Below are 7,470 nucleotides of genomic sequence, written 5' to 3'. Positions count from 1 at the left end.
ACGCGAGATTCACGTCATCTGCGACAACGTCAGTAGCCACAAGACCGCGGCAGTCGATACCTTCCTCGTCGATCATCCCAACGTCTCGATGCATTTCACGCCCACCTACAGTTCCTGGTTGAACCAGGTCGAGAATTGGTTCGGCCGCATCCAGCGCGACGTCATTGCTCGCGGCATCTTCACCAGCACCTCCGACTTGCACAAAAAGCTCATGCGCTACATTCGCCAGTACAACAAAAATGCCAAACCACTCAAGTGGAAGTATGCCGATCCGTCCCGCCATATCCGGTGCGATTCTTCTGGTTCAATGGACTAGCGCAAGCAACTATCTCGAAGGACGAAACCTCACGTCTTTCAACACACCCACGGCCAACGCAGCCGATTTCTCCGGCGCATCGACATTCGACTGGCACTCGCCAGGAACAGACCTCATAAGGTGCCTGCCATGAACAAGCTCCGACCTCGCTCCAATTTGAATAGCGGCTTTACCTTGACCGAGTTGGCCATCGTGCTGGTCATTGTGGGGCTTCTCATTAGCGGGATGCTGGTTCCACTCTCCACCCAGCGCGACATCCAGAACTCCAGCGAAACCAGTAAACGGTTGAACGAGATAAAGGAAGCCTTGCTTGGATTCGCCGTACTTTACGGCAGGCTCCCGTGCCAATCATCAACCATCGACCCGGCGAACCCAAAGTATGGACTTGAAGACAATCCGTGCAACGATGTCGAAGGCTATCTTCCGTGGAAGACGCTCGGCATAGGGGAAATCGACGCTTGGGGAACGCAGCGTTCCGCAACTGGCGATCCGTTCCGCGGCTATTGGCGCTACCGCGTCAACAACACTTACGCCAGTGCCACATTCACCCTCGCATCCGCCGCCACCGCCTTGATCGTCCAGGATTCGGCGGGTAACAATCTGACCAACAGCACAGACGGCCCCGTCGCGATCATCTACTCCACAGGCCCGGACCTCGTGGCCAACGGCCAAAACGCTACCATCGACAACACGTTCCAGGCAGGCGAACGTTCTCCTGCCTTCGACGACATGCTTGTATGGATTCCCCGCCCCATCCTCTTCAACCGGATGATCGCCGCCGGCAAGCTCCCCTGACAATATCCCCGTCCGTCATTCGCTTGACCCTGCCAGGCGATTGGTTTCAAATCCGGGCGACACCCCTTCCCGAACAGCCTTAATGTCTGCCCTCAGCCGCCTCGCCATACGCATCCGCCACGCCGGCATCCAGCCGACGGACAGTGCCGATCTGCAGCTGCAGAAGTCGTTGCTCATCTTTGCCACCGGCCTCATCTGCTTCGCGTCGATGCTGTGGCTGTTCATCTACTGGCAACTCGGCCCGCAACTCTCTTCGACGATCCCGTTCGTCTTCCAGCTGCTCTTGGTCGGCAATCTGGCGATCTATTTCAGGACGCTCAATTTCGACCTCTTCCGGCAGACCCAGCTGGGCCTGTTTCTTTTCATGCCGTTCGTTGCGCAGTGGAGCATGGGCAATTTCATCACAGCGAGCGGCCTCAGCCTGTGGGCGCTGCTCGCGCCGATCGGGGCGGTCCTGTTCATCGGCGCACATGAAGCGCTGGCCTGGTTCTTCGCCTACGTTTTCCTGACCGCGCTGTCGGGCGGATTCGATTTCTATCTCGCCGACACCGCCCTGCCGCCACCGGTGAGGATTTCCACCGGCACCACGGTTTTCTTTTTCGCGCTGAACTTCGCCGCCGTCTCGACCATCGTTTTCCTGCTGCTGCGCTACTCAGCCATCGAAAAGCAGAAGGCTCAGCAACGGCTGGAAGAAGCGCACCACTTGCTGCAACTGGAGCAGGAACGTTCCGAGCGGTTGTTGCTCAACATTCTTCCCGGACCGATCGCCGAGCGGCTGAAAAACAGCGACCAGACGATCGCCGACGGCTTTGCCGACGTCTCGGTGATGTTCGTGGATATCGTCAATTTCACCCGCATCGCCGAGGGATTGAGCCCGCAGCAGGTGTTTTCGATGCTCAACCGGGTGTTTTCATCGTTCGACGAACTCGCGGAGAAACACGGTCTTGAGAAGATCAAGACGATCGGTGACGCCTACATGGTTGCCGGCGGCCTGAACGACCAGCGCGAGGACTTCACCGAGGCGCTGGTCGATCTGGCGCTGGAGATGCGCAATCTCCTGCAGTGCGACTTCCGCATCAACGACATGCACCTGGATGTGCGCATCGGCATCGGCAGCGGTCCGGTCGTCGCCGGCGTCGTCGGCAAGAAGAAGTTCATCTACGACCTGTGGGGCGACACGGTCAACCTGGCCAGCAGGCTCACCAGCGAAGGCGTGCCTGGGATTGTCCACGTCGATGAGAGCACCTACCGGAAAATCGGCCACGCCTTCGATTTCCAGCCGCCGCTGACGCTTTACCTGAAGGGAAAAGGCGAAACGGCCGTCTATCGTGTCATTGGACGGAAGGGCGTTGCGCAACGCCTTTCCACCGAGGCGCTTTCAGCGGCCGGATAAGGCGCGCCAGCCAGTGACGAAGCGGGCAGCAACCGCGGCAACCTGCTCGGCCGTCATCCCCGGCTTGTAAATCGCCGACCCCAGACCGAAGCCGGTGGCACCGGCATCGACATAAGGTTGCATGTTGTCCGGCGTAATTCCGCCGACCGGCAGCAGGCGCGTGCCCTTGGGCAGAACTACGCGAATCGCCTTGAGGATCGCCGGCGTCACCAGTTCAGCAGGGAATATCTTCAGCGCATCGGCGCCGGCGGCCAGCGCAGCAAACGCCTCGGTCGGCGTGACCACACCGGGGGTACAGGCCATCCCGGCGGCCTTGGCGGCACGGATCACCGCGGTGTCGGCGTGCGGCATCACGGTCAGTTCGCCACCGCTATCCTTCAGTTCGCGAACCTGATCGACGGTCAGCACCGTGCCTGCGCCGACGAGGGCATCGTCCGGCAGCGCCTGGCGGATCGCGGCGATGCTCTTGAACGGTTCGGGCGAGTTCAGCGGCACCTCGATCAGGCGGAAGCCCGCCTCATACAGCTGGCGACCGATCTCGACCGATTCATCAGGGGTGATGCCGCGCAGGATGGCCACCAGCGGCAACAGGGCATTGGCGGCAGCAAAACGTTGTTCGACGGTAAGTTGGCTCATGTTTTTTTCTCCTTCGCTCAGTTCGCGCCAACCAGGCCGGCGGCCAGGGCCAGGTTCCACAGGCCAGTCGGGGCCGTGTTGTCGAGCACGGCATCGGCGGTCTTGCCGAAGACCTTGAGCGACTGGGCGTAACGCTCGCACAGTGCCGGCGCGCCGATCATCACCAGCGGTACGGAGGCGAGATCGCCGGCACCGGCCAGCCCGGAAACCAGCTCATGACCAATCAGCAGGCCGGAGAGGTAGTCGGCCAGCCCGGCCGGCGGCACCCGCCCTGTGAGGCCGAGCGTGCGCGTGCCGAAGATCTGGTGGGTGAAGTCGCCCGGGCCGCTGTTCCGTGCCGTGGCCAGGCCGAGTTCGAAGGCCGCCGCGTCGGTGTCCTTCTTGCCCTCACATTCAGCGGGCATCAGGCGGCCGAGGATGGAGTGTTTGCTGAGGACGGCGAACAACTCTCCGGTCAAATAGGTAGCGTAGCGGACGATCCTGCCGTTTTCGATCTGTGCCCACTTGGAGTGGGTGCCCGGCAGGAGCATGCAGGAACGGACGGCCCACTGCGGATTCATCAGCAGGGCGCCGGCGATCTGGATTTCCTCGCCGCGCATCACGTCGGGTAGTTCGTCCGGTTCGTCGAACAGCACGCCGGGGGCAATCAGGATGTCCGGGCCGAGACCGCTCGGCACGGCGATGCTTTGCCCGGCCAGCGTCTTGATGTCCGCCGGGCAGCGGACGTACGGCGCCTCCTTCCAGCCCTGCGCGCTGCCGACCATGCCGCAGGCAACGATCGGCAGGTTCGGCCATTCCTTGACCCAGTCGCCGGCGATCTCGGCGAAGGCCTTCTCATAACCGGGAACGCCGGGAAGCGGCAGGTGCTGGATGCCGTGGGCGGATGACCGGGTTTCGGTCACCTCGCTGTCGCGCATCAGGAAGGCCCGCAGACTGGAGGTACCCCAGTCAAGGGCGAGAAGCTGGGGAACAGAGGAGGCGGTGGTACTCATGAGTCGGCTTTCCTGCGGTAAACAAAAGGGCCTCAGTTTACCACTCGGCAACCGCACCATCGGCGTGGCGCCAGACCGGATTGCGCCAGTCCGGGGCGTTGCGGCTGCGCTCGACGACCATTTCCTCGTTGACCTCGACACCGAGTCCGGGCTTGGTCGGCGGCAGCATGTAGCCGTCGTGGAAGCGGAAATCGTCCTTGTTCAGCACGTAATCCATCAGCTCGGCACCCTGGTTGTAGTGAATGCCCATGCTCTGCTCCTGCAGCACGGCGTTGCGCGAGACGAAGTCGACATGCAGGCAGGAGGCCAGCGCCAGCGGGCCGAGCGGGCAATGCGGCGCGAGACCGATATCGTAGGCCTCGGCCATCGCCGCGATCTTGACGCATTCGGTAATCCCGCCGGCGTGCGACAGGTCGGGCTGGACGATCGACAGGCCACCGGCCTCGAATACGCGCTTGAACTCGAAGCGGGAGAACATCCGTTCGCCAGCGGCAATCGGCAGGTGCGTCATCGCCGCCAGTTTCGGGTAGTACTCGGCCTGTTCGGCGAGCACCGGCTCCTCGATGAACAAGGGGCGATACGGTTCCAGTTCCTTGATCAGGATCCGCGCCATCGGCGCCGCGACACGGCCGTGAAAATCGAGGCCGAACTCGATTTCGTTGCCGAAGGCTTCGCGGATTTCCGCGACCACGGCGACAGCGGCATCGACGGTCTTGCTGGTATCGATCAGCCCCATTTCCTCGCAACCATTGAGTTTGAAGGTATTGAAGCCGATCGCCTGCAGCTTTTTGATGCCGGCGATCACGTCGGCCGGCCGGTCGCCGCCGACCCAGCTGTACATTTTCATCCGGTCACGCACCAGGCCGCCGAGCAACTCATACACCGGCGCGTTCAACACCTTGCCCTTGATGTCCCACAACGCCTGGTCGATTCCGGCGATCGCGCTCATCAGGATCGGCCCGCCACGATAGAAGCCGGTACGGTACATGGCCTGCCAGATGTCGTTGATCCGCGCAGGATCCTTGCCGATCACATACTCGGACAGCTCCTGGACGGCGGTTTCCACGCTGCGCGCGCGGCCTTCGATGACGGGCTCGCCCCAGCCGGTGATGCCCTCGTCGGTTTCGATCTTCAGGAACATCCACCGGGGCGGCAGGCGATAAGTGGTCAGTTTGGTTACTTTCACGAAACAATCTCCGTAATGAAAAAAGCGCCAGCGATATCGTCGCTGGCGCCAAAGGAGGAAAGGCCTACCGGGTCATCCACTGAAGCGGGACGAGGACGATGTCGGGGACGAGAATCAGGAGGATCATCACCCCGGTCTCGGCCAGGAGGAACGGCCAGACGCCCCACACCACCCGGGCCATCGGCATCTTCCCGACCGTGCTGATCACGTTCAGCACCGCGCCCACCGGCGGCGTCAGCAGTCCCAGACACTGGTTGAGGATGTACATCACCCCGAAATACACCGGGTCGATCCCCGCCGCCTTGACGATCGGGATCAGCACCGGGGTCATGATCAGGATGCTCGGCGTGAAGTCGAGCACGCAGCCCATCACCAGCCCGAGGAGCATCAGCACCGCCATCAGCAGGATCTTGTTGTCCATGAACGGGGTGAGCACTTCGCCGAGTTGCTGCGGGATGTTCACCGCGGTGACCAGCCAGGCCGAGACGGACGCTGCGGCGACCAGGAAGAGGACGATGGCCGTGGTCTTGGCCGCGGCGAGGAACAGGCCGTAGAGGTCCTTGATGCTGATCTCGCGGTAGATGAACAGGCCGACCACCAGCGAGTACCAGGCGGCAATGACCGCGGCTTCGGTCGGGGTGAAGAAGCCGGTCTTCAGCCCGCCGATGATGATCACCGGCAGGAGCAGCGCCCAGAAGGAGTTGCGGGTTTCGATCAGACGTTGCTTGAGCGGGATGCGCGGTTCGACGACGACGTCGTCCTTGCGGGCGATGACGTACCAGGTGGTCATGATCGCGGCGCCCATCAGGATGCCGGGGACGATGCCGGCGAGGAAGAGCTTGGCGATGGAGACCTGCCCGGAAACGCCGAGGAGGATCATGCCGATCGAGGGCGGTATGACCGGGGCGATGACGCCGCCCGAGGCGATCAGGCCGCCGGAGCGCGGGAGGTTGTAGCCGGCGCTTTTCATCATCGGCAGGAGGATGGCGGCCAGCGCGGCGGTATCCGCCACCGCCGAGCCGGACAGCGAGGCCATGATCACCGAGGCGATGACGGCGACGTAGCCGAGACCGCCCTTGATGTGCCCGACCCAGGCCATGGCGAGCTTGATGATGCGCCGGGTCATGCCGCCGGCGTTCATCAGTTCGCCGGCGAGCATGAAGAAGGGCACGGCGAGCAGCGGGAAGCTGTTGGCGCCGTCCCACATGTTCTGGACGATGATCTGCGGGTCGGTCATGCCGAGGTGGAGCATCAGGGCGAGTGCACAGCCGAGCAGGGCAAAGGAGATCGGCGTGCCGATGATGACGAAGAAGAGCAGTGCGGAAACGTAGATGATGAGGGTCATTTCTTTTCTCCGGCGTGGGCACGGGCCGCTTCTTCTTCGGCGGCCATCTCCAGGCCGACCTTTTCCAGTTCGCGCGCGGCGAGTTCTTCGGGGTCTTCGTCGTGGGTTTCGGCGAGCTCCTTGTCGGTGACCCGGCCGAGGGCGAGGCGAAGGAGGTTGGCGAACGCGATGAGCGTCAGCGCGGGACCGGCGATGTAGGTGACGCCGTAGACCCAGAGGGTGCTGATCTGCAGCACCGGCGAGGCGTTCTCGTAGATGATGTCGTGCAGCATGACGGTGCCGTAGGTGATGTAGATGCCGCAGACGAGCACGAGGGCCTGGGTGATGCCGTAGAAGAGTTTCTGCACCGGCCGCTTGACCATGTGCACGAACATGTTGACGTTGATGTGGGTGTTGGACTTCATGGCGACGACGGCGCCGCAGAAGGTGAGCCAGATGAACATGAAGCGCGGAATTTCTTCGGCGAAGTCGATGCCGCTGTTGGCAGCGATGCGCAGGAAGACGTTAACGCCGACGAGGATGAGCATGCCGATCATCATGAGCACCATGATGACTTCGAGCAGCCGGATGAAGCCGGCGGAGAGCTGGTCGAGGAGTCGTCCCATTGTGGTGTGTCCTGTGGCCGTGCGCAGCCCCGCGAGGGCGCGTACGGGATGTCAGATACGGGGAAAGAGAACCGGCCACCTCCCCACCCAAGGGGCCGAGGCACCTGCTGGGCAGGAGAGGGGCGTTTTACTGCGTCTTACTTGCCTGCGCGAACTTTGTCGATTTCGGCGTAGAAGCCCTTGATGAACTCTTCACCGATCT

The 7,470-nt window shown here is 62.4% G+C and carries 8 protein-coding genes; 3 read left to right on the top strand and 5 right to left on the bottom strand.

What is annotated here, in order from left to right; translation table 11 throughout:
• The 3 genes from BO74_RS20100 to BO74_RS20090 all read left to right on the top strand — a co-directional run.
• Nucleotides 1-316: transposase (locus BO74_RS20100; RefSeq protein ID WP_496445012.1), on the top strand; the 316-nt coding region annotated here is incomplete at its 5' end.
• 129 nt (nucleotides 317-445) lie between these two features.
• On the top strand, nucleotides 446-1,111 hold the full coding sequence (locus BO74_RS20095) for a type II secretion system protein (RefSeq protein ID WP_496445010.1): 666 nt from the start codon (nucleotides 446-448) through the stop codon (nucleotides 1,109-1,111).
• A gap of 82 nt (nucleotides 1,112-1,193) precedes the next feature.
• Nucleotides 1,194-2,504 (top strand): adenylate/guanylate cyclase domain-containing protein, encoded by a 1,311-nt coding sequence (locus BO74_RS20090; protein ID WP_496445008.1) that lies wholly within the window; start codon nucleotides 1,194-1,196, stop codon nucleotides 2,502-2,504.
• On the opposite strand, the gene BO74_RS20085 is transcribed toward BO74_RS20090, so the two are convergent.
• From BO74_RS20085 to BO74_RS20065, 5 genes are all read right to left on the bottom strand, one after another.
• Entirely contained in the window at nucleotides 2,490-3,140 is a 651-nt protein-coding gene (locus BO74_RS20085) for a 2-dehydro-3-deoxy-6-phosphogalactonate aldolase (protein ID WP_496445006.1), read from the bottom strand. The genes BO74_RS20090 and BO74_RS20085 overlap by 15 nt on opposite strands.
• Before the next feature lie 17 nt (nucleotides 3,141-3,157).
• Nucleotides 3,158-4,132 carry a 2-dehydro-3-deoxygalactonokinase gene (locus tag BO74_RS20080; RefSeq protein ID WP_496445004.1) on the bottom strand — a complete coding sequence of 325 codons (975 nt, stop codon included), beginning with the start codon at nucleotides 4,130-4,132 and terminating at the stop codon, nucleotides 3,158-3,160.
• Between the two features lie 37 nt (nucleotides 4,133-4,169).
• On the bottom strand, nucleotides 4,170-5,318 hold the full coding sequence (gene dgoD, locus BO74_RS20075) for a galactonate dehydratase (RefSeq protein ID WP_496445002.1): 1,149 nt from the start codon (nucleotides 5,316-5,318) through the stop codon (nucleotides 4,170-4,172).
• Between the two features lie 64 nt (nucleotides 5,319-5,382).
• Nucleotides 5,383-6,663 carry a TRAP transporter large permease gene (locus BO74_RS20070; protein WP_496442924.1) on the bottom strand — a complete coding sequence of 427 codons (1,281 nt, stop codon included), beginning with the start codon at nucleotides 6,661-6,663 and terminating at the stop codon, nucleotides 5,383-5,385.
• A complete protein-coding gene (locus BO74_RS20065; RefSeq protein ID WP_496442923.1) occupies nucleotides 6,660-7,268 on the bottom strand; it encodes a TRAP transporter small permease in 609 nt (202 codons plus the stop codon). The genes BO74_RS20070 and BO74_RS20065 overlap by 4 nt, the downstream gene beginning before the upstream one ends.
• Nucleotides 7,269-7,470 lie beyond the last annotated feature (202 nt).

The organism is Propionivibrio pelophilus DSM 12018 (assembly GCF_059569095.1).
Note: the sequence above shows the minus strand (reverse complement) of the source record. Positions and strands in the feature narration are given on the sequence as shown.